22 protein-coding genes and 1 CRISPR repeat array are annotated in these 24,659 nt (G+C 54.6%); of the genes, 19 read left to right on the plus strand and 3 right to left on the minus strand.

The window, feature by feature from the left end; genetic code table 11:
- Positions 1-16 precede the first annotated feature (16 nt).
- Genes casA through cas2e form a run of 7 tightly spaced genes read left to right on the plus strand, consistent with a single transcriptional unit; the run spans position 17 to position 5,837 of the window.
- Positions 17-1,579, plus strand: a complete 1,563-nt coding sequence (gene casA / locus HV311_RS04900) for a type I-E CRISPR-associated protein Cse1/CasA (protein WP_191220788.1) — start codon at positions 17-19, stop codon at positions 1,577-1,579.
- On the plus strand, positions 1,572-2,177 hold the full coding sequence (gene casB, locus HV311_RS04905; RefSeq protein WP_191220789.1) for a type I-E CRISPR-associated protein Cse2/CasB: 606 nt from the start codon (positions 1,572-1,574) through the stop codon (positions 2,175-2,177). The genes casA and casB overlap by 8 nt, the downstream gene beginning before the upstream one ends.
- 14 nt (positions 2,178-2,191) lie before the next feature.
- The gene (gene cas7e, locus HV311_RS04910) at positions 2,192-3,250 is read left to right on the plus strand and encodes a type I-E CRISPR-associated protein Cas7/Cse4/CasC (RefSeq protein ID WP_191220790.1); all 1,059 of its coding nucleotides are present in this window, start codon (positions 2,192-2,194) and stop codon (positions 3,248-3,250) included.
- A 9-nt stretch (positions 3,251-3,259) separates the two neighbouring features.
- Positions 3,260-3,979, plus strand: coding sequence for a type I-E CRISPR-associated protein Cas5/CasD (cas5e, locus tag HV311_RS04915; RefSeq protein ID WP_191220792.1), 720 nt, complete (start codon positions 3,260-3,262; stop codon positions 3,977-3,979).
- On the plus strand, positions 3,979-4,638 hold the full coding sequence (gene cas6e, locus HV311_RS04920; protein ID WP_191220793.1) for a type I-E CRISPR-associated protein Cas6/Cse3/CasE: 660 nt from the start codon (positions 3,979-3,981) through the stop codon (positions 4,636-4,638). The genes cas5e and cas6e overlap by 1 nt, the downstream gene beginning before the upstream one ends.
- Positions 4,635-5,549, plus strand: coding sequence for a type I-E CRISPR-associated endonuclease Cas1e (gene cas1e / locus HV311_RS04925; RefSeq protein WP_191220794.1), 915 nt, complete (start codon positions 4,635-4,637; stop codon positions 5,547-5,549). Before cas6e ends, cas1e begins: the two co-directional genes overlap by 4 nt.
- A gap of 3 nt (positions 5,550-5,552) precedes the next feature.
- Positions 5,553-5,837, plus strand: a complete 285-nt coding sequence (gene cas2e, locus HV311_RS04930) for a type I-E CRISPR-associated endoribonuclease Cas2e (RefSeq protein ID WP_046274804.1) — start codon at positions 5,553-5,555, stop codon at positions 5,835-5,837.
- A 93-nt stretch (positions 5,838-5,930) separates the two neighbouring features.
- A CRISPR array of direct repeats spans positions 5,931-10,656; the repeat unit is 29 nt; unit sequence GTGTTCCCCGCGCCAGCGGGGATAAACCG.
- 94 nt (positions 10,657-10,750) lie between these two features.
- Here cas2e and HV311_RS04935 read toward each other — a convergent pair.
- Positions 10,751-11,797, minus strand: a complete 1,047-nt coding sequence (locus tag HV311_RS04935) for an aminopeptidase (RefSeq protein WP_191220795.1) — start codon at positions 11,795-11,797, stop codon at positions 10,751-10,753.
- A 254-nt stretch (positions 11,798-12,051) separates the two neighbouring features.
- On the opposite strand from HV311_RS04935, the gene cysD reads away from it, so the two are divergent.
- From cysD to HV311_RS04985, 10 genes are all read left to right on the plus strand, one after another.
- Positions 12,052-12,960 (plus strand): sulfate adenylyltransferase subunit CysD, encoded by a 909-nt coding sequence (cysD, locus tag HV311_RS04940; RefSeq protein ID WP_003034152.1) that lies wholly within the window; start codon positions 12,052-12,054, stop codon positions 12,958-12,960.
- A 9-nt stretch (positions 12,961-12,969) separates the two neighbouring features.
- The gene (cysN, locus tag HV311_RS04945) at positions 12,970-14,397 is read left to right on the plus strand and encodes a sulfate adenylyltransferase subunit CysN (RefSeq protein WP_016154213.1); all 1,428 of its coding nucleotides are present in this window, start codon (positions 12,970-12,972) and stop codon (positions 14,395-14,397) included.
- Positions 14,397-15,002 (plus strand): adenylyl-sulfate kinase, encoded by a 606-nt coding sequence (cysC, locus tag HV311_RS04950; RefSeq protein ID WP_019077557.1) that lies wholly within the window; start codon positions 14,397-14,399, stop codon positions 15,000-15,002. Before cysN ends, cysC begins: the two co-directional genes overlap by 1 nt.
- Positions 15,003-15,049: 47 nt before the next feature.
- Complete coding sequence (locus tag HV311_RS04955) at positions 15,050-15,373, plus strand: DUF3561 family protein (RefSeq protein WP_016154211.1); 324 nt, start codon at positions 15,050-15,052, stop codon at positions 15,371-15,373.
- A 215-nt stretch (positions 15,374-15,588) separates the two neighbouring features.
- Complete coding sequence (gene ftsB / locus HV311_RS04960) at positions 15,589-15,900, plus strand: cell division protein FtsB (protein ID WP_003034163.1); 312 nt, start codon at positions 15,589-15,591, stop codon at positions 15,898-15,900.
- An 18-nt stretch (positions 15,901-15,918) separates the two neighbouring features.
- Entirely contained in the window at positions 15,919-16,629 is a 711-nt protein-coding gene (gene ispD, locus HV311_RS04965; protein ID WP_191220796.1) for a 2-C-methyl-D-erythritol 4-phosphate cytidylyltransferase, read from the plus strand.
- Entirely contained in the window at positions 16,629-17,108 is a 480-nt protein-coding gene (ispF, locus tag HV311_RS04970) for a 2-C-methyl-D-erythritol 2,4-cyclodiphosphate synthase (protein WP_016154209.1), read from the plus strand. The genes ispD and ispF overlap by 1 nt, the downstream gene beginning before the upstream one ends.
- Positions 17,105-18,154, plus strand: coding sequence for a tRNA pseudouridine(13) synthase TruD (gene truD, locus HV311_RS04975; RefSeq protein WP_191220797.1), 1,050 nt, complete (start codon positions 17,105-17,107; stop codon positions 18,152-18,154). The genes ispF and truD overlap by 4 nt, the downstream gene beginning before the upstream one ends.
- A complete protein-coding gene (gene surE, locus HV311_RS04980; protein ID WP_016154207.1) occupies positions 18,135-18,896 on the plus strand; it encodes a 5'/3'-nucleotidase SurE in 762 nt (253 codons plus the stop codon). The genes truD and surE overlap by 20 nt, the downstream gene beginning before the upstream one ends.
- Positions 18,890-19,516, plus strand: coding sequence for a protein-L-isoaspartate(D-aspartate) O-methyltransferase (locus HV311_RS04985; protein ID WP_003034172.1), 627 nt, complete (start codon positions 18,890-18,892; stop codon positions 19,514-19,516). Before surE ends, HV311_RS04985 begins: the two co-directional genes overlap by 7 nt.
- A 32-nt stretch (positions 19,517-19,548) precedes the next feature.
- On the opposite strand, the gene HV311_RS27945 is transcribed toward HV311_RS04985, so the two are convergent.
- Positions 19,549-19,776, minus strand: a complete 228-nt coding sequence (locus HV311_RS27945) for a hypothetical protein (RefSeq protein ID WP_223870215.1) — start codon at positions 19,774-19,776, stop codon at positions 19,549-19,551.
- Here HV311_RS27945 and nlpD point away from each other — a divergent pair.
- On the plus strand, positions 19,679-20,761 hold the full coding sequence (gene nlpD, locus HV311_RS04990; protein WP_230330220.1) for a murein hydrolase activator NlpD: 1,083 nt from the start codon (positions 19,679-19,681) through the stop codon (positions 20,759-20,761). The genes HV311_RS27945 and nlpD overlap by 98 nt on opposite strands.
- A gap of 62 nt (positions 20,762-20,823) precedes the next feature.
- Positions 20,824-21,816, plus strand: a complete 993-nt coding sequence (gene rpoS, locus HV311_RS04995; RefSeq protein WP_000081498.1) for an RNA polymerase sigma factor RpoS — start codon at positions 20,824-20,826, stop codon at positions 21,814-21,816.
- Between the two features lie 79 nt (positions 21,817-21,895).
- Here rpoS and mutS read toward each other — a convergent pair whose 3' ends face one another.
- Complete coding sequence (gene mutS / locus HV311_RS05000) at positions 21,896-24,457, minus strand: DNA mismatch repair protein MutS (protein WP_191220798.1); 2,562 nt, start codon at positions 24,455-24,457, stop codon at positions 21,896-21,898.
- Between the last annotated feature and the right edge of the window lie 202 nt (positions 24,458-24,659).

Below are 24,659 nucleotides of genomic sequence, written 5' to 3' on the forward strand. Positions count from 1 at the left end.
TATTTCAGGAGGAATCATGTTTTCACTTATCACGGAGCCCTGGCTACCGATTATCGACAGGCAGGGGCAGCGGCGAAAAATTTCGCCACGCGAGCTGGCTGATAATGACATTATCGAACTGGCGTGGCCGCGCGCAGATTTTCAGGGGGCGGCATATCAGTTATTGATTGGCCTGCTACAAACGGTATTCGCGCCGGAGGATGAAGAACAGTGGGGGGATATCTGGGAAGATGGTATCGATCCGGACCGCTGGCAAAAAGCGCTGGAACGCGTGGCGGTTGCCATGCAGTTTGGCCCACAGAAACCCGCTTTTTTGCAGGATTTTTCTGGGCTGGATGTTAAAAACAGCGCAATCGCGAGGTTATTGATTGATGCTCCCGGCGGCAACACTGTTAAGTTAAATAAAGATCACTTCGTAAAACGTCGTATTTATCGGCATTTTTGCCCGCACTGTGCAGTGATGGCGCTTTATACCGTTCAGACCAACTCCCCCGAGGACGGAGCCGGGGGGCGTACCAGCATGCGCGGCGGTGGACCGCTGACGACGCTGTTAATGCCAGTTCAGCCAAATGAGCCGCTGTGGCGCAAACTTTGGCTGAATGTTATGCCTGGGCAGCAGCAATGGCAGGATGAGCAACTGGCTCTGATTTTCCCGTGGCTGGCCGCAACCCGCAGTAGTGAAACGGCAAAAAATAGGGTGACGCCCGAAAATGCACATCCGCTCCAGGCCTATTGGGGCATGCCGCGACGGCTGGAAATTGATTTCAGCCATACGCAAAGCGGCGAGTGTGATTTGTGCGGTGAGCCTCATCCTGCATTGCTCAGCCAGATCCGCAGCAAAAACTACGGCGTGCAGTATGACGGCTGGGTTCACCCGCTTTCACCGTATCGAAAAGCGCTGAAAGACGCGGCGTCACCGATGCTGGCGCTCAAGGGACAATCCGGTGGTCTGGTCTATAAAGACTGGCTGGGACTGGCGATGACGACGGAAGATAAACTGAGTTGCACGATCCCTGCGCGCGTTGTGCTCGGGAATCCAGAGCCGGGAGCTACCAGATTATGGTGCTTTGGTTTTGATATGAAGAGCGCCAAGGCGTGCTGTTGGTATGAGCATCGTTTACCTCTGATCGCTTTATCTGCCGATGAAGCGGAAAGCTTTAAAGACCTGCTTTCAATTGCACTCGAACTGGCGATCTCCGTTCGACCTCTCCTCGTTCAGGCGCTTAAACAGGCCTGGTTCGGGAGTCCTAAAGAGGCGAAAGGGGATTTCAGTATGGTGGATATCGCCTTCTGGCAGCAGACCGAGACAGGATTTCGTCAGCTATGGCAGACGTTAAGCCAACATCCTTCTTCTCTTCAGCCTCAGGCGCGCGCCGCGCTGCGGGAGTGGGGAGGGAACCTGCAACGCGGGTTGCTACAAATATTCGACCAGAGCGCTTTTACCAACCCCGATAATACGGCTGATTTGCAACGAATTTTGTCTGCCCGGCTCAGTCTTATCAAGAATGTCAAAAAACTCACCAGCCTGAAAACACTGAAGGAGCTCGCTATGGAACATAAGGAGCAGGCGAATGTTTGAAACTAACACCGGAAAAGAGCTGATTATTATCGACGGTGCGCCTGGCATTATTCGCCGTTGGTTTCGGAGTTTGCAGGAACGCAATAGCGTCGATGCTGCTTTTACAGGCAATGGTCGAGCCTGGCGAGCAGAGCTGCGTCATGCGGTTTTACCGTATGGGGCGCTCACCAGCCAGGCTTTTCATCATCTGAACCGTGCGCTGACGGGAGTTGAAAAGCAGGCCAGCGACAGACTGGCACTAGCCATTTTTACAGGCATTGCGGCCCATGCCCATCACGACAACGCCACCGGCTCTTTCGCCCGCCAGCTTGGTGAAGAGATTAAAAGCGGCCCCTGCCTTTCACGTCAGCGTTTCGATCGTCTGTTGGCGGTCAGAACCCCGGCGGAACTCTCCAGTCAACTGATTCGTGCGGTAAAACTGCGCGGTGACCAGGGCGTTAACCTTGTGTCGCTGGCTGACGGGGTTTTCTTATGGATGCGTGAATGGCAGGCGAAAGAAGCATATCTGGCGGCTGAAAGTAACCCTTTTAAGCGCCTCTCCGTACGCTGGGCCAGTGAATATCTGCAGGCTGGCGAAAAATCTCCCAGGAACAAATAAAAAGGATTTCACTCATGACGACATTTATTCAATTGCATATTCTGACGGCTTACGCCCCCGCTAACCTGAACCGTGATGATACCGGACGTCCGAAAACCGCCATTATGGGCGGAGTAGAACGCCTTCGGGTCTCCTCACAAAGTCTCAAGCGCGCATGGCGTACCTCGGAAGTTTTTGAAAGCGCGCTCAGTGGACATATTGGCACCCGTACTCGCCGTCTGGGCAGTGAGATCTATAAACATCTGCTGGCTGGTGGAGTTGCAGAAAAGATGGCGCTTTCCGCCGCTGGAAAAATAGCCAGCCAGTTCGGCAAATTAAAAGCCGATAAAAATGCGAAGGCGGAAGAGAACCTGAATATCGAACAACTGGTGCATATCAGTCCGGATGAATACCGGCATATAAACCAACTGGTTGAAACGCTGATTGCGGATAAACGTGAACCGGAAGAGAGTGAGCTGAAGCTGTTACGTGAAACTGCCAGCGGCGTTGATATCGCGCTGTTTGGTCGCATGCTGGCGTCCAGCCCGGCGTTTAACGTTGAAGCCGCTTGCCAGGTGGCTCATGCTCTTGGCGTCAGCGCCGTTACGGTTGAAGAGGATTTCTTTACGGCAGTCGACGATCTGAACCGTAAAGAGGATGACGCCGGGTCGGCGCATATGGGTGAGAAGGGCTTCGCCTCTGCGTTATTCTATTCTTATATTTGCATCAGTCGCGACCTGTTACTGGAAAACCTCAATGGTGATGAAGCCCTGGTCGCGCGAACCCTTAAGGCGCTGGCCGAAACGGCGCTCACCGTCTCGCCAACCGGAAATCAGAACAGCTTTGCCTCGCGTGCTTACGCATCTTACGCACTGGTGGAAATGGGACGCCAGCAACCTCGTGCGCTTTCAGTCGCTTTCTTTAATCCTGTTCGTGGAGAAGATCAGCAGACACAGGCCATTCAACGCCTGAAAGAGCAGCGGCAGAAGTTTGAACGCGCTTACGGGTCACGTGAGGGGGAGCGCCACTACGAGATGAATGTGGAATCGAGCGAAGGTTCGCTCCAGGAACTGCTGGAGTTTGTCAGCCAGTAAGGAGTTGCAATGTCCCGCTATCTTGTTTTTCAACTTTACGCGCCGTTGATGTCCTGGGGCGAAGCCGCCGTGGGCGAGGTGAGGCACAGCAACGCTGTGCCCAGTCGTTCAGCATTATTGGGGTTGCTTGCTGCCGCCTGTGGTATCCGGCGTGAGGCTGCTCATCTGGATGATTTTAACCGACACTACCATTTTGCCATACGACCGTTTTCTTCCCGCGAGCAATGGCTGCGTGACTATCACACTGTCGAAGTACCAAAAGAGAACAGAAAGCGCATTTATTTCACCCGGCGTGATGAGCTGGTTCTGGCGCCGGAAGATCTCAACACGATGATCACCACCCGCGAATATCGGTGCGATGCGCTGTTCCATATTGCTGTTCAGGAAACTGAAGGGGCACCGATAGTTCTGGAAAAACTGGCAGCTGCGCTGGAGGAGCCTGTATTTCCTCTGTATCTGGGGCGAAAATCTTGCCCTCCAGCCTTGCCGCTGGCGCCGCTGATACTGGAAGGAACGTTGGCCCAGGTTTTTTACCAGGCAGAGCAGGCGTTGATTTGCCCGGAACTGGCGGCAATCACTACCGCGTCCGATCTTTGCTATTGGGAAGGCGAGCCGCAGGGCGTTGTGCCTGCTATTTCCGTTCAGAGAAGCGATCAGCCACTCAGTAAAGTACGCTGGCAGTTTACTACGCGTACTCTGTTTGCAGGCCAGCTCAGGGAGGAAAAATAATGTTTCTGTCACGCGTAACGCTGGACCTCGGCAAGCTAACGCCTGAAATGATGCAGAAGTGGCAGAGCGCCAGCCCCTATGCCAGTCATCAATGGCTCTGGCAGCTTTTTTCTCATCAGGATGAACGCCGTTTTCTGTTTCGCCATGAGTCTGCAGAACGGGGCGAGCGTTTTTATGTGCAGTCGGATGTTCCACCTCTGGATGGGCATAATATTTTTGCCGTAGAGAGCAAACCGTTTCAGCCACATCTGACAAAAGGCATGTTTCTGTATTTTTCGCTACGCGCGAATCCCGTTATCACCCGATCCGGTAAGCGTAGCGACGTGATGATGGATGCCAAATACCAGGCAAAGCAGAAAGGGATACCTGCTGAACAACACTGGCCACTGCAAATCATCGCGGCGAATAACTGGCTACGCCGTCAGGGGGAACAGCATGGTTTCATGCTTTCTGATAAGCAGGATTACGTGGTGAGTTACCAGCAACAACGTTTCAGTCGACTGACCGGGGAACGTCCTATCAGTTTTGGCAGCGTTGATTTTGCGGGACTGTTACGGGTAGACGATGTGACGCGTTTTACTCACGCTCTCAGGAATGGGTTTGGTAAAAGCAAAGCGCTGGGCTGCGGTCTGATGTTGATTCGGCGAGGGGAACAATGAATTGGCTACCGCTGAGCCCCATCCCAATGAAAGATCGTACCTCAATGATCTTTCTGCAATACGGGCAGATTGATGTGATCGACGGAGCGTTCGTGCTGATCGACAAAACGGGAATACGAACGCATATTCCGGTGGGATCGATAGCCTGCATTATGCTGGAGCCAGGCACGCGTGTTTCTCATGCCGCAGTGCGACTGGCGGCAACCACGGGCACCTTACTGGTATGGGTTGGTGAAGCAGGTGTACGACTGTACGCCTGCGGACAGCCGGGAGGCGCGCGTTCAGACAGACTGTTGTATCAGGCAAAGCTGGCGCTGGATGAAGAACTCCGGCTGAAAGTGGTGCGTAAAATGTTCGAATTGCGTTTTGGTGAGCCTGCTCCCAGCCGTCGCTCCGTTGAACAACTCCGCGGCATCGAAGGCGCGCGGGTACGCCAGAGCTATGCTCTGCTGGCAGAGCGCTACGGTGTGAAGTGGCATGGTCGACGTTACGATCCTAAAGACTGGAAAAAGGGCGACACGGTTAATCAGTGTATTAGTGCTGCCACATCCTGCCTTTATGGTATTACCGAAGCGGCGGTATTAGCCGCAGGTTATGCACCTGCTATTGGTTTTGTTCATTCCGGTAAGCCGCTCTCTTTTGTGTATGACATTGCTGATATCGTCAAATTTGATGGTGTTGTTCCGGTTGCTTTCGAGATTGCCGCCCGTGCGCCAGTCAGTCCAGATAAAGAGGTTCGTCTGGCCTGTCGGGATATATTCCGCAGCCAGAAAACGCTGGCGCGGATCATCCCATTGATTGAAGAAGTACTGGCTGCCGGGGAAATTGAAATCCCTAAATCTTTTGCAGATGCCCAGCCTCCGGCGATCCCTGAGCCTGTTTCATTGGGCGATGCAGGGCACAGGGGGTAGCGCATGAGTATGCTTGTTGTTGTCACCGAAAATGTTCCTGCTCGTTTGCGCGGTCGTCTGGCTGTCTGGTTATTAGAAGTTCGCGCAGGTGTTTACGTTGGCGATACCTCACGTAAGGTGCGAGAAATGATCTGGCATCAGGTCACTACCCTGGCAGACGAAGGGAATGTTGTTATGGCTTGGGCGGTGAATAATGAGTCTGGTTTTGATTTTCAAACATGGGGTGAAAACAGGCGCATGGCGGTGGAACTGGATGGATTAAGGTTAGTGTCATTCCATCCTTCGTAAAATCAATGGGTTATAGTTCTTTAATAATGTGGAAAATTTGGTGAATTTTTTCTACGGCTATAACCCCTTTTAGATCAGTGATATAGTTTTAGAGTGTTCCCCGCGCCAGCGGGGATAAACCGTCGATAGCACTTTTAATGGTCTGGTCGGCATGGTGTTCCCCGCGCCAGCGGGGATAAACCGCGCACAGACAGGTAGGTATATGACTTAGTCGAGTGTTCCCCGCGCCAGCGGGGATAAACCGCTATCAGTACGAAACGTGAGGCCGACCAGGCCGTGTTCCCCGCGCCAGCGGGGATAAACCGCTGGGGTTACGCCACGTGGAGATCGTCCCGCAGTGTTCCCCGCGCCAGCGGGGATAAACCGATTTAACACGCATTGCTGCTCAGGTTGATCCGGTGTTCCCCGCGCCAGCGGGGATAAACCGATATCGGGCGAACCCTGATAAATCATGGTGGTGTGTTCCCCGCGCCAGCGGGGATAAACCGCGTGTCAGTAACTGCGCTTGCGTTGACACTGGGTGTTCCCCGCGCCAGCGGGGATAAACCGGCTGGAGACATTCTAGCCCTATGGGAGTGGGAGTGTTCCCCGCGCCAGCGGGGATAAACCGTCACTGTTGCGCATCATTTTTATATATTCTATGTGTTCCCCGCGCCAGCGGGGATAAACCGGACCATACTGGAAACATGAGATTGTTAACATTGTGTTCCCCGCGCCAGCGGGGATAAACCGGTGGCAGTGCAGATTTCAGGTCATCCGGCATCGTGTTCCCCGCGCCAGCGGGGATAAACCGTCGTGAATATGCGCCCCTTCAACATAGTCAGGGTGTTCCCCGCGCCAGCGGGGATAAACCGGGATGCAGCAGGCAATGATGAGTTGCTTTTCGGTGTTCCCCGCGCCAGCGGGGATAAACCGGTGCATCGCCACCGTCCTTCTTGAACAGGACGGTGTTCCCCGCGCCAGCGGGGATAAACCGTGCTCCCATTCCCCCTGGGTCATTACTTTTTTGTGTTCCCCGCGCCAGCGGGGATAAACCGTTACCGCGCACCTCGATTTCCCACGTCCGGGCGTGTTCCCCGCGCCAGCGGGGATAAACCGCATTCAGTCAGACCCCTCTGGGTTTGACCCGGGTGTTCCCCGCGCCAGCGGGGATAAACCGGAGACCCGACCATCGAAACGGTAAAATGTGCGGTGTTCCCCGCGCCAGCGGGGATAAACCGCACGTAAACGGTGATAAATGGCAACGATTTCGGTGTTCCCCGCGCCAGCGGGGATAAACCGAATCCCAGGCGCTAACGTATAGCGGACGTCTGGTGTTCCCCGCGCCAGCGGGGATAAACCGGGGTACATCTGTTACCCAATCCTCGGTACGATGTGTTCCCCGCGCCAGCGGGGATAAACCGACCGCACCCTATACATTTGAATTGCGTGATGAGTGTTCCCCGCGCCAGCGGGGATAAACCGAACGGTCAGAATTAAATCGGCACTGGCGCTAAGTGTTCCCCGCGCCAGCGGGGATAAACCGGATTTTAGCTGGTCTGCTGTGAGTTCAGCAGCGTGTTCCCCGCGCCAGCGGGGATAAACCGATCTGCCGGATCTATCGCAGCCTCTTGTTGTTGTGTTCCCCGCGCCAGCGGGGATAAACCGTGTTCTGCTGTTTCGATTTCTTCGGTGATCCGGTGTTCCCCGCGCCAGCGGGGATAAACCGCAACTATATCGCAAGCCAGGTGGGAAGCTGATGTGTTCCCCGCGCCAGCGGGGATAAACCGAGACTACGTTGATTATCGGCGGGTTGTCTCCTGTGTTCCCCGCGCCAGCGGGGATAAACCGGGACCCCATTGCAGTTCTATATAGCTTGATCAGTGTTCCCCGCGCCAGCGGGGATAAACCGTGTTCGTCGACTCGCAAATGTCCTATCGGGAAGTGTTCCCCGCGCCAGCGGGGATAAACCGGAAATGGCTCTGCCTAAACGCTGCGTTGCGCTGTGTTCCCCGCGCCAGCGGGGATAAACCGGTCCGGCACGCTTTATGGCGTAGGCGATTGCGGTGTTCCCCGCGCCAGCGGGGATAAACCGTGCCCATGCGCTGCATTGCCAGCTTTCGGGCTGTGTTCCCCGCGCCAGCGGGGATAAACCGGCCTACAACTGGACAGGATTTGATGTTTTACCGTGTTCCCCGCGCCAGCGGGGATAAACCGTGTGCCTATGACCCCGACACGGGTAATCGGTAGTGTTCCCCGCGCCAGCGGGGATAAACCGCGGCTTAAACAGCGTGTCCGAGGGGGTGGGGTGTGTTCCCCGCGCCAGCGGGGATAAACCGGGGATTGTTAATTTCTGCAACCTTTGTTGCTTGTGTTCCCCGCGCCAGCGGGGATAAACCGTGACACGCTCCATCAGGTCAAAACGAACCGCTGTGTTCCCCGCGCCAGCGGGGATAAACCGCACCTGCAATTGCAGCCAGCACAGCAACAGCCGTGTTCCCCGCGCCAGCGGGGATAAACCGCCGTGGGTCGCAGGTTCAAATCCTGCATGCTAGTGTTCCCCGCGCCAGCGGGGATAAACCGTATCCACGGCGCTTTACCTTTGCTGTTCCGGTGTGTTCCCCGCGCCAGCGGGGATAAACCGGAATCAGCGCCATGCCGTACTTCTCTTGCTCCGTGTTCCCCGCGCCAGCGGGGATAAACCGTATTTGCTCGACCTTTGCCTCAAGCTCCCACTGTGTTCCCCGCGCCAGCGGGGATAAACCGTATTTGCTCGACCTTTGCCTCAAGCTCCCACTGTGTTCCCCGCGCCAGCGGGGATAAACCGGCTTACCTCCTTAGCGACACAGCCCGCATACTGTGTTCCCCGCGCCAGCGGGGATAAACCGGTTCCCGGTCGCAGCGGCTTTAAATACACCACGTGTTCCCCGCGCCAGCGGGGATAAACCGGATTGTAGTATATTTTGGCATCCGCTATAGGTGTGTTCCCCGCGCCAGCGGGGATAAACCGGCAGGTTGCCGATCGTCTTACGCGACGCGATCGTGTTCCCCGCGCCAGCGGGGATAAACCGCCAGCATGTGCCCTGGCTGCGTGAGAATCCCGGTGTTCCCCGCGCCAGCGGGGATAAACCGGCGAGGGGCTATTAGTTGCCACTGGCGATCATGTGTTCCCCGCGCCAGCGGGGATAAACCGTACGTATCTTCACTCTGGACGGCCTGAAAGGGGTGTTCCCCGCGCCAGCGGGGATAAACCGGTGAACTTGATTGCCGCGTCGAATTTCGCACCGTGTTCCCCGCGCCAGCGGGGATAAACCGGCAACGCTGGGTAATCCACAGGGCGGCTCCTAGTGTTCCCCGCGCCAGCGGGGATAAACCGATCACCGCGACGGTAAAAGATGCTGCTGTGAAGTGTTCCCCGCGCCAGCGGGGATAAACCGAGTAAATTACATAGAAATCTGGTCATTATTCGGTGTTCCCCGCGCCAGCGGGGATAAACCGCGAACCGGCCTGGCGTAATGCGTGGTGCAGGTGTGTTCCCCGCGCCAGCGGGGATAAACCGGTGGGCGGTGTGGGTGTGGCCGGGCAGATGATGTGTTCCCCGCGCCAGCGGGGATAAACCGACAACGGCGGTTACGTTTTTCTACAGAGTCCTGTGTTCCCCGCGCCAGCGGGGATAAACCGAATTATTAGATATTGAAAATACGTTAATTGACGTGTTCCCCGCGCCAGCGGGGATAAACCGGCTATTGAATTTATTTCACTGTCTTGGCCTATGTGTTCCCCGCGCCAGCGGGGATAAACCGCGAAACGCCCAGGAATTAGTAGACCGCATGAAGTGTTCCCCGCGCCAGCGGGGATAAACCGGGGTGGGCAAATTTCTTCGGGGATAGCTTTGAGTGTTCCCCGCGCCAGCGGGGATAAACCGGACCAGGCCCGCGCCGCCCTGAAACTACTGGAGTGTTCCCCGCGCCAGCGGGGATAAACCGTATCAGGCGCTACTAATCTAGCCGAGTATGGAGTGTTCCCCGCGCCAGCGGGGATAAACCGAGACTGATGACCTCGCCGCCGGCCATATTGCTGTGTTCCCCGCGCCAGCGGGGATAAACCGCCGCACACGTCGATTAGAGAGGCAATTGACGCGTGTTCCCCGCGCCAGCGGGGATAAACCGGTGATGGACGTGGCGATCTGCTTCATCTGGCTGTGTTCCCCGCGCCAGCGGGGATAAACCGTCAACAAGCTGGGGCAGGAGTTCCCGGGACTCGTGTTCCCCGCGCCAGCGGGGATAAACCGCAACATGGGTTGGATGTGCAGGCTTTGTGGGGGGGTTCCCCGCGCCAGCGGGGATAAACCGGGACTCTAGCAGAGTCCCTTTATTAGTTTTATGTGTTCCCCGCGCCAGCGGGGATAAACCGCATGGCTGTCAGTCTCAAAAAAATTTCATCCTGTGTTCCCCGCGCCAGCGGGGATAAACCGACATTTTCACGACAGGCGCACGCCAAAACTTGGTGTTCCCCGCGCCAGCGGGGATAAACCGATCAGAAATACCAGGTTATCTACCGGGGACAGGTGTTCCCCGCGCCAGCGGGGATAAACCGATTACAAAATTTATCACGAGGGCAATCTTACGGTGTTCCCCGCGCCAGCGGGGATAAACCGGGGTGCTGTACGGGGTGCTAACACACACAAAAGTGTTCCCCGCGCCAGCGGGGATAAACCGATTGAGGACGTTCAGGCGCAGCTCTACGAGGCGTGTTCCCCGCGCCAGCGGGGATAAACCGATTGAGGACGTTCAGGCGCAGCTCTACGAGGCGTGTTCCCCGCGCCAGCGGGGATAAACCGACCAGTGGTTCTCCTCCTTTATGCTGCGTATCGTGTTCCCCGCGCCAGCGGGATAATCCACTTTGAAAGCAGAAATATTATGTGGTTGGATGGGTTACGAGGATTTTCCCGCTTTTGCCAGTTCTTTCACCAGCGGGAGCATAATGCGTACCACGTCGCGGCTACGGTGCTCTATCCTGCCCGGTAAGGCTTTATCGATATGCTGCTGGTTATCCAGTTGCACATCGTGCCAGCTGTTGCCTGCCGGGAACGAGGCGCTTTTGGCGCGCTGTTGATAGCCATCTTTCTTGCCCAGACTCCAGTTGGTTGCTTCAACGGAGAGCACGGCAATGCCCGCGTCGTCGAAGACCTCTGCATCGTTACAACATCCAGTACCTTTCGGATAGTTTTTGTTCAGTCCCGGATTGGTGCTGGCTACGATACCGCGGCTGTGCGCGATGGCCAGCGCCCGGTCGCGCGTCAATTTTCGCACCGCTTCAGGGGTTTTCTTACCGCTATTGAAATAGAGCTTATCGCCGACGATCAGGTTATCGAGGTTGATAACCAGCAGCGTATTTTTCTTCTCGGCGGCGCTCATTCGCTTCAGGATGTTCTCCGCGCCCAGTTTGCCTTCTTCCTCGCCGCTGGTGGCGATAAATCGAATGCCGTACTGCGTCGGCACGTCTTTGAGTTTTTCCGCCAGTTCCAGCATCACGCCAAGTCCTGCGGCGTTGTCATCAATACCTTGCAGGGTCAATCCACCCAGATTGGCATCGGAATCGGCGTCGCTCTGTGCGGCGTAGGTGTCGAGGTGCGCCATGATAATAATCTGCTGTGGCGCTTTACCCTCATGTGCGGCAATAACGGTACTCCCCGTGACGTTATGCCAGTTTTTACGGTTATTTTTGGCGGTATAAACATAACGGCTATTAAACGTGCGAATATCACTGCTGTAGCCCATCTGCTGAAATTGCTGACGAATATAATCAGCAGACAACATTTCTGCCGGAGAGCCCGTTACGCGGCCTGGGAAAAACGTTGCGATATATCGAGCCTGGGTATTTGCGATATCTCCAGGTTTGGAAGATGTTGCCTGTGCGGGAAGGATAAAGCACGCGCCGAGCGCCAGGATTGCAAGAAGTGGGCGCGTTGCGGAAAACATAATGAGTCCTTAAATACCAAGCAGAAATTTTTAGCCGCTAGTATGAAACCGTGATCGAGGTAAAACAATTTCATTTGCTCCTAAATGCCCTAAATTCGGTAGCTTAAGCACTTTTTGATATTTGCTTTTCCGGATCGTTATTCCTTTGAGGAACTACTCATTCCAATTCGTAATTTCATTCGCCCTCTTGCCCTCCCTATAGTCAGGTTATCTGAGCATCGTTAGCAAAATAACGGCATTACATAGGAACGGTTATGGATCAAAAACGACTTACCCACCTGCGGCAACTGGAAGCGGAAAGCATCCATATTATTCGTGAGGTGGCCGCCGAGTTTTCGAATCCGGTGATGATGTATTCCATCGGCAAAGATTCCAGCGTAATGCTGCATCTGGCGCGTAAAGCGTTTTATCCTGGCACGTTGCCGTTCCCTCTGCTGCACGTTGATACCGGCTGGAAATTTAGCGAGATGTACGAGTTTCGTGACCGCACGGCGAAAGCCTACGGTTGTGAACTGCTGGTGCATAAAAACCCGGAAGGGGTGGCGATGGGCATCAACCCGTTTGTTCACGGTAGCGCCAAGCATACCGATATTATGAAAACCGAAGGGTTGAAGCAGGCGTTGAACAAATACGGTTTCGACGCCGCGTTCGGTGGCGCTCGTCGTGACGAAGAGAAATCGCGTGCCAAGGAGCGCATTTATTCTTTCCGCGATCGTTTTCATCGCTGGGACCCTAAAAATCAGCGTCCGGAACTGTGGCATAACTACAACGGACAGATTAACAAAGGCGAAAGCATTCGCGTATTCCCGCTCTCAAACTGGACTGAACAGGATATCTGGCAGTACATCTGGCTGGAAAATATCGACATCGTGCCGCTGTACCTGGCAGCGGAGCGTCCGGTGCTGGAACGCGACGGCATGCTGATGATGATTGATGACGACAGAATCGATCTGCAACCGGGTGAAGTGATTAAAAAACGTATGGTGCGTTTCCGCACGCTCGGCTGCTGGCCGTTGACAGGCGCGGTGGAGTCGAATGCGCAGACGCTGCCGGAAATCATCGAAGAGATGCTGGTCTCAACCACCAGTGAACGTCAGGGCCGCGTGATTGACCGCGACCAGGCGGGCTCCATGGAGCTGAAGAAACGTCAGGGGTATTTCTAAGGAGCCGCCATGAACACGACACTTGCACAACAAATTGCTAATGAAGGCGGCGTTGAAGCCTGGATGGTCGCCCAGCAACACAAAAGCCTGCTGCGTTTTTTAACCTGCGGTAGCGTGGATGACGGGAAAAGCACCCTGATTGGTCGCCTGCTGCACGACACGCGTCAGATTTATGAAGACCAGCTTTCATCGCTGCACAACGACAGTAAACGTCACGGTACTCAGGGCGAAAAGCTCGATCTGGCGTTATTGGTTGACGGCTTGCAAGCCGAGCGCGAGCAGGGTATCACCATCGACGTGGCGTACCGTTATTTCTCTACCGAGAAGCGTAAATTTATTATTGCGGATACTCCCGGCCATGAGCAGTACACTCGCAACATGGCGACCGGTGCGTCGACTTGCGACCTGGCGATCCTGCTGATCGATGCGCGTAAAGGCGTGCTGGATCAGACCCGTCGTCACAGCTTTATCTCCACGCTACTTGGGATCAAACACCTGGTGGTGGCGATCAACAAAATGGATCTGGTGAACTTTAGCGAAGAGACATTTAACCGCATTCGCGAAGACTATCTTACTTTTGCTGAACAGTTGCCGGGCAACCTGGATATCCGGTTTGTGCCGCTCTCTGCGCTGGAAGGCGACAACGTGGCTTCACAAAGCGCCAGCATGTCGTGGTACAGCGGTCCGACGCTACTGGAAGTGCTGGAAACCGTTGAGATTCAACGCATAGTTGATACTCAGCCGATGCGCTTCCCGGTGCAATATGTGAACCGACCGAATCTGGATTTTCGTGGTTATGCCGGGACGCTGGCCTCCGGTAGTGTGAAGGTAGGGCAACGTGTCAAAGTGCTGCCATCCGGCGTTGAGTCGAGCGTGGCGCGAATCGTAACCTTTGATGGCGATTTACAGGAAGCGCATGCGGGTGAAGCGATCACCCTGGTATTGAAAGACGAGATCGATATCAGCCGGGGCGACTTGCTACTTGATGCCGGTGAAGCGTTACCTGCGGTACAAAGCGCTGCCGTTGATGTGGTGTGGATGGCGGAACAACCGTTGTCGCCTGGGCAGAGCTACGACATCAAAGTCGCCGGTAAGAAGACCCGCGCACGCGTTGATAACGTGCAGTACCAGATTGATATTAATAACCTGACCCAACGTGATGTTGAAGCGTTGCCGCTAAACGGCATCGGTCTGGTTAATCTGACCTTTGATGAGCCGCTGGTGCTGGATACCTATCAGCAGAACCCGGTTACGGGCGGGCTGATTATCATTGACCGCCTGACCAACGTTACTGTTGGCGCGGGGCTGGTACGTGAGCCAATCGTCCAGGAGCACACCGCGGCTTCTCAGTTCAGCGCGTTTGAGCTGGAGCTTAATGCGTTGGTGCGTCGCCATTTCCCGCACTGGGGCGCGCGCGATCTGCTGGGAGGAAAATAATGGCGCTGCATGACGAAAACGTCGTCTGGCATGCCCATCCTGTTACACCGCAACAGCGGGAACAACGCCACGGTCATCGTGGTGTTGTGCTGTGGTTTACCGGGCTGTCTGGTTCCGGTAAATCCACGGTAGCAGGGGCGCTGGAAGAGGCGTTGCACAAGCTGGGAGTGAGTACCTATTTGTTGGATGGCGATAACGTGCGCCACGGCCTGTGCAGCGATCTTGGGTTTAGCGATGCCGATCGTAAGGAGAATATTCGTCGGGTTGGCGAGGTGGCTAACCTGATGGTGGATGCGGGTCTTGTGGTGTTGACTGCCTTTATCTCTCCACATCGCGCCGAACGCAAAATGGTCCGTGAACGCGTTGGCGAAGGGCGTTTTATTGAGGTTTTTGTGGATACGCCGCTGGCAACGTGCGAATTACGCGATCCAAAAGGGCTGTATAAAAAAGCGCGGGCGGGTGAGTTGCGCAATTTCACCGGAATTGATTCCGTATACGAAGCGCCTGAATCGCCAGAGATTCACCTTGATGGTGAACAATTGGTAACAAATTTGGTACCCCAATTATTAGACCTGCTGAGGCAGGAAGATATTATCAGATCCTGAGACACCCGAGCTTGTATGCCCGGTCAGTCACGGTCACAGGATTAGATATGCGTAACAGCCATAACATTACTATTACAGAGTCAGATACCTTCGCCGCCGACGATGAAACCACCTGGTCACTACCGGGGGCCGTAGTCGGTTTTATCGCGTGGTTGTTGGCGCTGGGGATTCCGTTTCTGATTTATGGCCCTAACACACTCTTTTTCTTCATTTATACCTGGCCCTTTTTCCTCGCATTGCTGCCCGTGGCGATTGTCGCGGGTATTGCGCTGCACTCCCTATTGAAGGGGCTGTTGCTGCTGAGCATTACCTGCACCCTACTGGTGGTTGGGGCGATGTTTGGCGCGCTATTTCTGTGGTTGTTGGGTTAGGCAAACGCCTTTTTTTAACAATCGCTGATGTTGTTCACTCTCTGGTCATAATTCAAACCGTAACCAACAATGAGATTATGTTCTCCTTACACGGGGTATACGTAACAACGGGCAAATGTGGTACATTTGCCCGCGTTGTCGCGGCATTCCCGACCGTTGATGTAAAGTTGTCTGCGGAAGTTATGGGATGTTAATGCCGTTTTTCAGGGGGCAGGATGGGTAAACTAACGCTGCTGTTGCTGGCTTTATTGGTCTGGCTGCAGTATTCGCTGTGGTTCGGTAAGAACGGCATACATGACTATAGTCGCGTCAACGATGATGTTGCTGCGCAGCAAGCTACGAACGCGAAACTTAAAGCACGTAACGATCAGCTCTTTGCCGAAATTGACGATCTCAATGGCGGACAAGAGGCTATTGAGGAGCGCGCGCGCAACGAACTCAGCATGACTAAGCCGGGCGAAACTTTTTATCGTCTGGTGCCTGACGCGTCTAAACGCGCTCAGACTGCAGGGCAAAACAATCGATAAACCGTCCAGGGATTTAACATGGCAGCCACTTTATTGGACGTTTGCGCCGTGGTGCCGGCTGCCGGGTTTGGCCGCCGAATGCAAACAGAGTGTCCTAAGCAGTACCTCTCTATTGGCAATAAAACCATTCTTGAACACTCGGTTGATGCGCTGCTGGCTCATCCCCGGGTGACGCGAGTCGTTATCGCTATCAGCCCAGGCGACAGCCGCTTTGCCCAACTTCCACTCGCCGCGCATCCGCAAATTACCGTAGTGGATGGCGGCAACGAGCGTGCCGATTCTGTCCTTGCTGGTTTGCAAGCCGCAGGTGAGGTCAGTTGGGTACTGGTGCATGACGCCGCGCGTCCGTGTCTGCACCAGGATGATTTAGCCCGTTTGCTGGCAATTAGTGAGACCAGCCGCACCGGCGGGATCCTGGCGGCACCAGTACGCGACACGATGAAGCGCGCGGAGCCGGGCCGAACAGACATTGCCCATACGGTCGATCGCACCGATTTATGGCACGCGTTGACGCCGCAGTTTTTCCCTCGCGAGCTGTTGCACGACTGCCTGACCCGTGCGCTCCTCGAAGGCGCAACCATTACGGATGAGGCCTCGGCGCTGGAATATTGCGGCTTACACCCTCAGCTCGTTGAAGGACGGGCTGATAATATTAAAGTAACGCGTCCAGAGGATTTGGCGTTGGCCGAATTTTATCTGACCCGGACTACCCACCAGGAGAAGACATAATGCGAATTGGACACGGTTTCGACGTACACGCTTTTGGCGGAGAAGGCCCAATTATCATTGGTGGTGTGCGCATCCCGTATGAAAAAGGATTGCTGGCGCATTCTGATGGCGATGTGGCGTTACACGCGCTAACCGATGCTCTGCTGGGCGCGGCTGCGCTGGGGGATATCGGTAAACTCTTCCCTGACACCGACCCGACCTTTAAAGGTGCCGATAGTCGTGAATTATTGCGAGAAGCCTGGCGGCGTATTCAGGCCAAAGGCTATACGCTTGGTAATGTGGATGTGACAATTATTGCTCAGGCGCCGAAGATGCTGCCGCACATTCCGCAAATGCGCGTGTTTATTGCCGAAGATCTCGGCTGCCATATGGATGATGTTAACGTGAAAGCGACCACCACGGAAAAACTCGGTTTTACCGGGCGTGGGGAAGGGATTGCCTGTGAAGCGGTGGCGTTACTCATTAAGGCACCGAAATGACTGTGTTTGACGATCTGACGTATCTCCATGGCAAACCACTGGGCCATGGCGTCCTGAAAGCGAATCCGGAAGACTTTGTTGTCGTCGAAGATTTAGGCTTCGAACCGGATGGCGAAGGCGAGCATGTTTTGGTGCGCATCCTGAAAAACGGTTGTAACACCCGTTTTGTGGCTGACGCGCTGGCGAAATTCCTGAAAATTCACGCCCGTGAAGTGAGCTTTGCCGGGCAGAAAGATAAGCATGCGGTCACGGAACAGTGGCTGTGCGCGCGCGTACCGGGCAATGTAATGCCTGATCTAAGCAAATTTGAGCTCGAAGGCTGTAAAGTTCTGGAGTACGCGCGCCACAAGCGTAAGCTGCGTTTAGGGGCGCTGAAAGGCAACGAATTTACGCTGGTGTTGCGTGAAGTGAGCGAGCGAAATGACGTTGAAGCGCGTTTGCAGGCGATTAGCGAACGCGGCGTACCGAACTATTTTGGCGCTCAGCGTTTTGGTATTGGCGGTAGCAACCTGCAAGGGGCGCTGCGCTGGGCACAAAGCGATGCGCCGGTGCGCGATCGCAATAAACGCAGTTTTTGGTTGTCGGCGGCCCGTAGCGCGTTGTTTAATCAGATAGTCAGTGAACGCTTGAAAAAAACAGACTTTAATCAAGTTGTTGACGGCGATGCGCTACAATTATCCGGACGCGGAAGCTGGTTTGTCGCCACACAGGAAGAACACACTGAATTACAGCGTCGCGTCGATGAGAAAGAATTGATGATCACAGCGGCATTACCGGGCAGCGGTGAGTGGGGAACTCAGCGCGACGCACTGGCGTTTGAAAAAGCCGCTGTTGCTGATGAAACCGCGCTGCAGTCTCTGTTATTGCGCGAGAAAGTTGACGCGTCGCGTCGCGCTATGTTGCTGTATCCACAACAATTAAGCTGGAACTGGTGGGATGACGTAACCGTCGAGTTACGCTTCTGGCTACCGGCAGGTAGCTTCGCCACCAGTGTTGTAAGGGAACTTATTAACACAATGGGTGATTATGCGTATATTGCTGAGTAACGATGATGGGGTCCACGCACCCGGTATACAAACGCTGGCGAAAGCGCTGCGTGAGTTTGCTGACGTACAGGTGGTTGCCCCGGATCGTAACCGCAGTGGCGCGTCTAACTCGCTGACGCTGGAATCTTCACTTCGCACCTTTACCTATGATAACGGCGATATCGCCGTACAAATGGGTACGCCCACCGACTGCGTCTATCTGGGCGTGAACGCATTAATGCGTCCGCGTCCGGACATTGTCGTTTCTGGTATTAATGCGGGTCCTAATCTGGGTGATGATGTTATCTATTCCGGTACCGTTGCGGCGGCAATGGAAGGTCGTCATCTGGGGTTCCCGGCGCTGGCTGTTTCACTCGATGGCCATAAACACTACGATACTGCTGCCGCAGTAACCTGTCGTATCTTACGGGCGCTGAGTCGTGAACCGCTGCGCACCGGTCGCATTTTGAATATCAACGTGCCGGATTTACCGCTGGATCAGATTAAAGGTATTCGCGTCACGCGCTGCGGCAGTCGCCATCCGGCGGATCAGGTTATTCCACAGCAGGACCCACGCGGTAATACCCTGTACTGGATCGGGCCACCGGGTGAAAAGTGCGACGCCGGGCCGGATACGGATTTTGCCGCCGTCGATGAAGGCTATGTTTCTATCACGCCGCTGCATGTCGATTTAACCGCATACGGCGCGCATGAAGTGGTTTCTGACTGGTTAGACAGCGTGGGAGTCGACACGCAATGGTAAGCAGACGCGTACACACTCTTCTTGAACAATTACGTGCGCAGGGCATCAGAGATGAGCTTGTCCTCGATGCGCTCGCCGCCGTGCCGCGTGAAAAATTCATTGATGAGGCGTTTGAACATAAGGCCTGGGACAATATTGCCCTGCCGATTGGTCAGGGGCAGACGATTTCGCAGCCTTATATGGTTGCGCGAATGACCGAACTGCTTGAGCTAACGCCGCAGTCTCGGGTGCTGGAAATTGGTACTGGCTCTGGCTACCAGACGGCGATTCTGGCGCACCTGGTGCATCATGTGTGCTCCGTTGAGCGCATTAAAGGTTTGCAATGGCAGGCGCGTCGCCGCCTGAAGCAGCTTGATTTACATAATGTTTCGACCCGTCATGGTGATGGATGGCAAGGCTGGCAGGCGCGAGCTCCGTTTGACGCTATCATTGTAACGGCAGCGCCGCCCGAGATCCCGACCGCATTGATGATGCAACTGGATGAGGGCGGCATTCTCGTCTTACCCGTGGGCGATGAGCACCAGTTTCTGAAGCGGGTGCGTCGTCGGGGAGGCGAATTTATTATCGATACCGTGGAGGCCGTACGTTTCGTTCCCTTAGTGAAAGGGGAGCTTGCGTAGATAGCGCTGCTGAATACCTGGAGTTTTCCTGGTTATTCTCGAAAGAGTAAGCGTATTGTGACGGGGCCTTGCACGGTGATTACGTCACTGGTTTTAACCAATTTTCCTGGGGGATAAATGAGCGCGGGAAGCCACAAATTTACCGTTCGCCGCATTGCGGCATTGTCACTGGTTTCACTATGGCTGGCAGGTTGTTCAAACACCTCGAATCCACCAGCGCCGGTCAGCTCGGTTAACGGTAGTGCATCAACGAACACCAGTTCTGGCATGCTGATTACGCCTCCACCCAAAATGGGCTCGACGTCGACCGTACAGCAGACTCCACAGATCCAGTCGGTGCAGCAACCAACCACACAGCCAACGCAAATCCAGCCTGTTGCTCAACAGCCTGTGCAGATGGAAAACGGTCGTATTGTATACAATCGTAAGTATGGGAATATTCCGAAAGGTAGCTACACGGGCGGCAGTACCTATACTGTTAAGAAAGGCGATACCCTTTTCTATATTGCCTGGATCACCGGGAACGATTTCCGTGACCTCGCACAACGCAATAACGTTCCGGCCCCGTATGGCCTGAATGTCGGTCAAACTCTGCAAGTGGGCAACGCGTCTGGCGCACCGATTACCGGTGGCAATGCCATCACCCAGGCGGATGCAGCACAGCAAGGAGTTGTGACCAACCCTGCACAAAATTCCACCGTTGCTGTTGCTTCGAAACCAACAATTACGTATTCTGAGGATTCAGGTGAACAAAGTGCTAACAAAATGTTGCCGAACAACAAGCCTGCTGGGACTGTGGTCACAGCGCCTGTAACGGCTCCAGCAGTTAGCACAACCGAATCAACTGCAAGCTCAACGTCGACTAGCTCGCCAATCTCTACCTGGCGCTGGCCGACTGACGGCAAAGTGATCGAAAACTTTGCGGCTACCGAAGGTGGCAATAAAGGGATCGACATTGCAGGCAGCAAAGGACAGGCTATTGTCGCGACCGCAGATGGACGCGTCGTCTATGCCGGTAATGCGCTGCGTGGTTACGGTAATCTTATTATCATCAAACATAACGATGATTACCTGAGCGCCTACGCCCATAACGATACAATGCTGGTCCGGGAACAACAAGAAATCAAGGCGGGGCAGAAAATAGCTACCATGGGTAGCACCGGAACCAGTTCAACACGCTTGCATTTTGAAATTCGTTACAAGGGGAAATCCGTAAACCCGCTGCGCTATTTACCGCAGCGATAATTAGGCGGAACCAGGCTTTCACGTGCTAGTTCCGTTAGGGATCACGGGTAGGAGCCACCTTTATGAGTCAGAATACGCTGAAAGTTCATGATTTAAATGAAGATGCGGAATTTGATGAGAACGGAGTAGAGGCTTTTGATGAAAAAGCCTTGAGTGAAGAGGAACCCAGTGATAACGACCTGGCTGAAGAAGAGCTGTTATCGCAGGGGGCCACACAGCGTGTGTTGGACGCGACTCAGCTTTACCTTGGTGAGATTGGTTATTCACCACTGTTAACAGCCGAAGAAGAAGTTTATTTTGCGCGTCGCGCACTGCGTGGAGATGTCGCATCTCGCCGTCGCATGATTGAAAGTAACCTGCGTCTGGTGGTGAAAATTGCTCGTCGTTATGGCAATCGTGGTCTGGCATTGCTGGACCTGATTGAAGAGGGCAATTTAGGGCTTATCCGTGCCGTCGAGAAGTTTGACCCGGAACGTGGGTTCCGCTTCTCAACATACGCAACCTGGTGGATCCGCCAGACGATCGAACGGGCGATTATGAACCAAACCCGTACGATCCGGCTGCCGATTCACATTGTAAAAGAGCTGAACGTCTATCTGCGTACCGCGCGTGAGTTGTCGCATAAACTGGACCACGAACCGAGTGCAGAAGAGATTGCTGAACAACTGGATAAACCGGTTGATGACGTCAGCCGTATGCTCCGACTCAACGAGCGTATTACCTCGGTAGACACCCCGCTGGGTGGCGATTCCGAAAAAGCGTTGCTGGATATTCTGGCCGATGAAAAGGAAAACGGTCCGGAAGACACCACGCAAGACGATGATATGAAACAGAGCATCGTCAAATGGCTGTTCGAACTGAACGCCAAACAGCGTGAAGTGCTGGCACGTCGTTTTGGTCTGCTGGGGTACGAAGCTGCGACACTGGAAGATGTGGGCCGTGAAATTGGTCTCACTCGTGAACGTGTTCGCCAGATTCAGGTTGAAGGTCTGCGTCGTCTGCGTGAAATTCTGCAGACTCAGGGACTGAATATCGAAGCGCTTTTCCGCGAGTAAGCACAAGTTCTATCAAGAAAGGCCAGTCTCATTGAGACTGGCCTTTTTCTTTAGGGCTAACGCTATCGGGCTCTTTTTACTACACCAGACTTTTCAACCGGTAGATCCACTCAAGCGCCTGGCGAGGCGTTAGCGAATCCGGGTCGAGGTTTTCCAGCGCATCAACGGCGGGTGACGTTTCTTCCGGTACTGACAGCAGCGACATTTGCGTACCGTCGACCTGGGTTGCGGCAACATTTGGCGCGATGCTTTCCAGTTCGCGCAGTTTTTGCCGCGCGCGTTTGATCACCTCTTTCGGTACGCCAGCCAGGGCAGCGACTGCCAGACCATAGCTCTTGCTCGCCGCGCCATCCTGCACGCTGTGCATGAAGGCGATGGTATCGCCGTGCTCTAACGCATCCAGATGCACATTAGCGACGCCCTCCATCTTCTCCGGTAACTGCGTCAGTTCGAAGTAGTGGGTCGCAAATAAAGTTAATGCTTTGATTTTATTCGCCAGATTTTCTGCGCATGCCCATGCCAGCGACAGGCCGTCGTAGGTGGAGGTACCGCGTCCAATCTCATCCATCAGTACCAGACTGTTCTCGGTGGCGTTATGCAGAATGTTGGCGGTTTCGGTCATTTCTACCATGAAGGTGGAACGACCCGATGCCAGATCATCCGCCGCGCCCACGCGGGTAAAGATACGATCGATAGGCCCGATCTCGACTTTCTGTGCCGGAACGTAGCTACCGATATAGGCCAGTAGCGCAATCAACGCAGTCTGGCGCATATAGGTACTTTTACCCCCCATGTTTGGGCCGGTGATGATCAGCATCCGTCGCTGAGGCGAGAGGTTAAGCGGGTTGGCGATAAACGGCTCGGTCAGCACCTGTTCAACCACCGGATGACGTCCCTCGGTAATACGAATGCCGGGTTTATCGGTGAAGATCGGACAGGTGTAATTCAAGGTATAAGCACGCTCCGCGAGGTTGACCAGCACGTCCAACTCCGCCAGCGCGCTGGCGCTCTGTTGCAAATCAGCCAGGTGTGGCAGCAGCATGTCGAACAGTTCGTCATACAGCTGTTTTTCCAGCGCCAGCGCTTTGCCTTTTGAGGTCAGAACTTTGTCTTCGTACTCTTTCAGTTCCGGAATAATGTAGCGTTCGGCGTTTTTCAATGTCTGGCGGCGTACGTAGTTAATTGGTGCCAGATGACTTTGCCCACGGCTGATCTGAATGTAGTAGCCGTGCACGGCGTTAAATCCTACTTTCAGCGTGTCCAGACCGGTGCGTTCGCGTTCGCGGATTTCCAGTCTGTCGAGGTAGTCCGTGGCGCCATCAGCCAGCGCTCGCCACTCATCAAGCTCTTCATTGTAGCCTGGGGCAATGACGCCGCCGTCACGTACGAGCACCGGCGGAGCTTCCACGACGGCACGTTCCAACAGTTCACGCAGCTCAGTAAACTCACCCATTTTCTCGCGCAGCATCTGCACGGGGGCGCTATCTACGTTTTCCAGCTGCGCGCGCAGTTCGGGTAATTGCTGGAAGGCATGACGCATGCGGGCCAGATCGCGCGGGCGCGCAGTACGCAGGGCCAGACGCGCCAGAATACGTTCCAGATCGCCTACCTGACGCAGCACGGGTTGTAATTCGCTGGTGGTATCCTGCAGCGCGCCGATAGTCTGTTGGCGCTCGATGAGGATTTTGGTGTCACGGACCGGCATATGCAGCCAGCGCTTGAGCATACGGCTACCCATCGGTGTCACGGTGCAGTCGAGTACTGAAGCCAGCGTGTTTTCCACCCCGCCCGCCAGGTTCTGGGTGATTTCCAGATTGCGGCGTGTGGCGGCGTCCATGATGATGCTGTCCTGCTGACGCTCCATGGTGATGGAACTAATATGCGGCAGCGAGGTGCGTTGGGTATCTTTTACGTATTGCAGCAGACAGCCGGCAGCGCATAATCCGCGTGGGGCGTTTTCCACGCCAAAGCCAATCAGATCCCGCGTGCCGAACTGCAGATTTAACTGCTGACGGGCGGTATCAATTTCAAATTCCCACAGCGGACGACGACGCAGGCCGCGACGCCCCTCTATCAGCGAGGTTTCGGCAAAATCCTCGGCATACAGCAATTCAGCGGGGTTGGTGCGCTGCAATTCCGCGGCCATGGTTTCGCGGTCAGCGGGTTCACTGACACGAAAACGCCCGGAGCTGATATCCAGCGTAGCGTAGCCGTACCCTTTACTGTCTTGCCAGATGGCGGCCAGCAGGTTGTCCTGGCGTTCCTGCAACAACGCTTCATCACTGATGGTGCCTGGTGTGACAATACGTACCACTTTGCGCTCAACCGGGCCTTTGCTGGTCGCCGGATCGCCAATCTGTTCACAAATAGCAACGGACTCACCCTGATTGACCAGCTTGGCGAGGTAGTTTTCTACCGCATGATGAGGAATGCCTGCCATCGGGATTGGCTCGCCCGCAGATGCGCCGCGTTTGGTCAGCGAGATATCAAGCAGCTGAGACGCGCGTTTCGCATCGTCATAAAACAGTTCGTAAAAGTCGCCCATGCGGTAAAACAGCAGTATTTCCGGGTGCTGAGCCTTCAGCTTCAGATACTGCTGCATCATTGGGGTGTGGGAGTCTAAGTTTTCTATTGTACTCATTGGTTTATGATGTCCATTTTCTTAATTTTTAATGAGTTAGTGATTTTTTGGTTATCATTAAGTTTCACGTTGTCTCATCGAATATCATGAAATCCTACATTTAAAGGTAGGTTAACGTGTGCCTTGCCAACCTATACCTGGGTAAAATATGGGCATATACAGAGTAACCTACCTTGATGTTCATGACTGCATAAGGTGCATG

The organism is Citrobacter sp. RHBSTW-00881, assembly GCF_013728515.1.
Classification (GTDB): Bacteria; Pseudomonadota; Gammaproteobacteria; order Enterobacterales; family Enterobacteriaceae; genus Citrobacter; species Citrobacter braakii.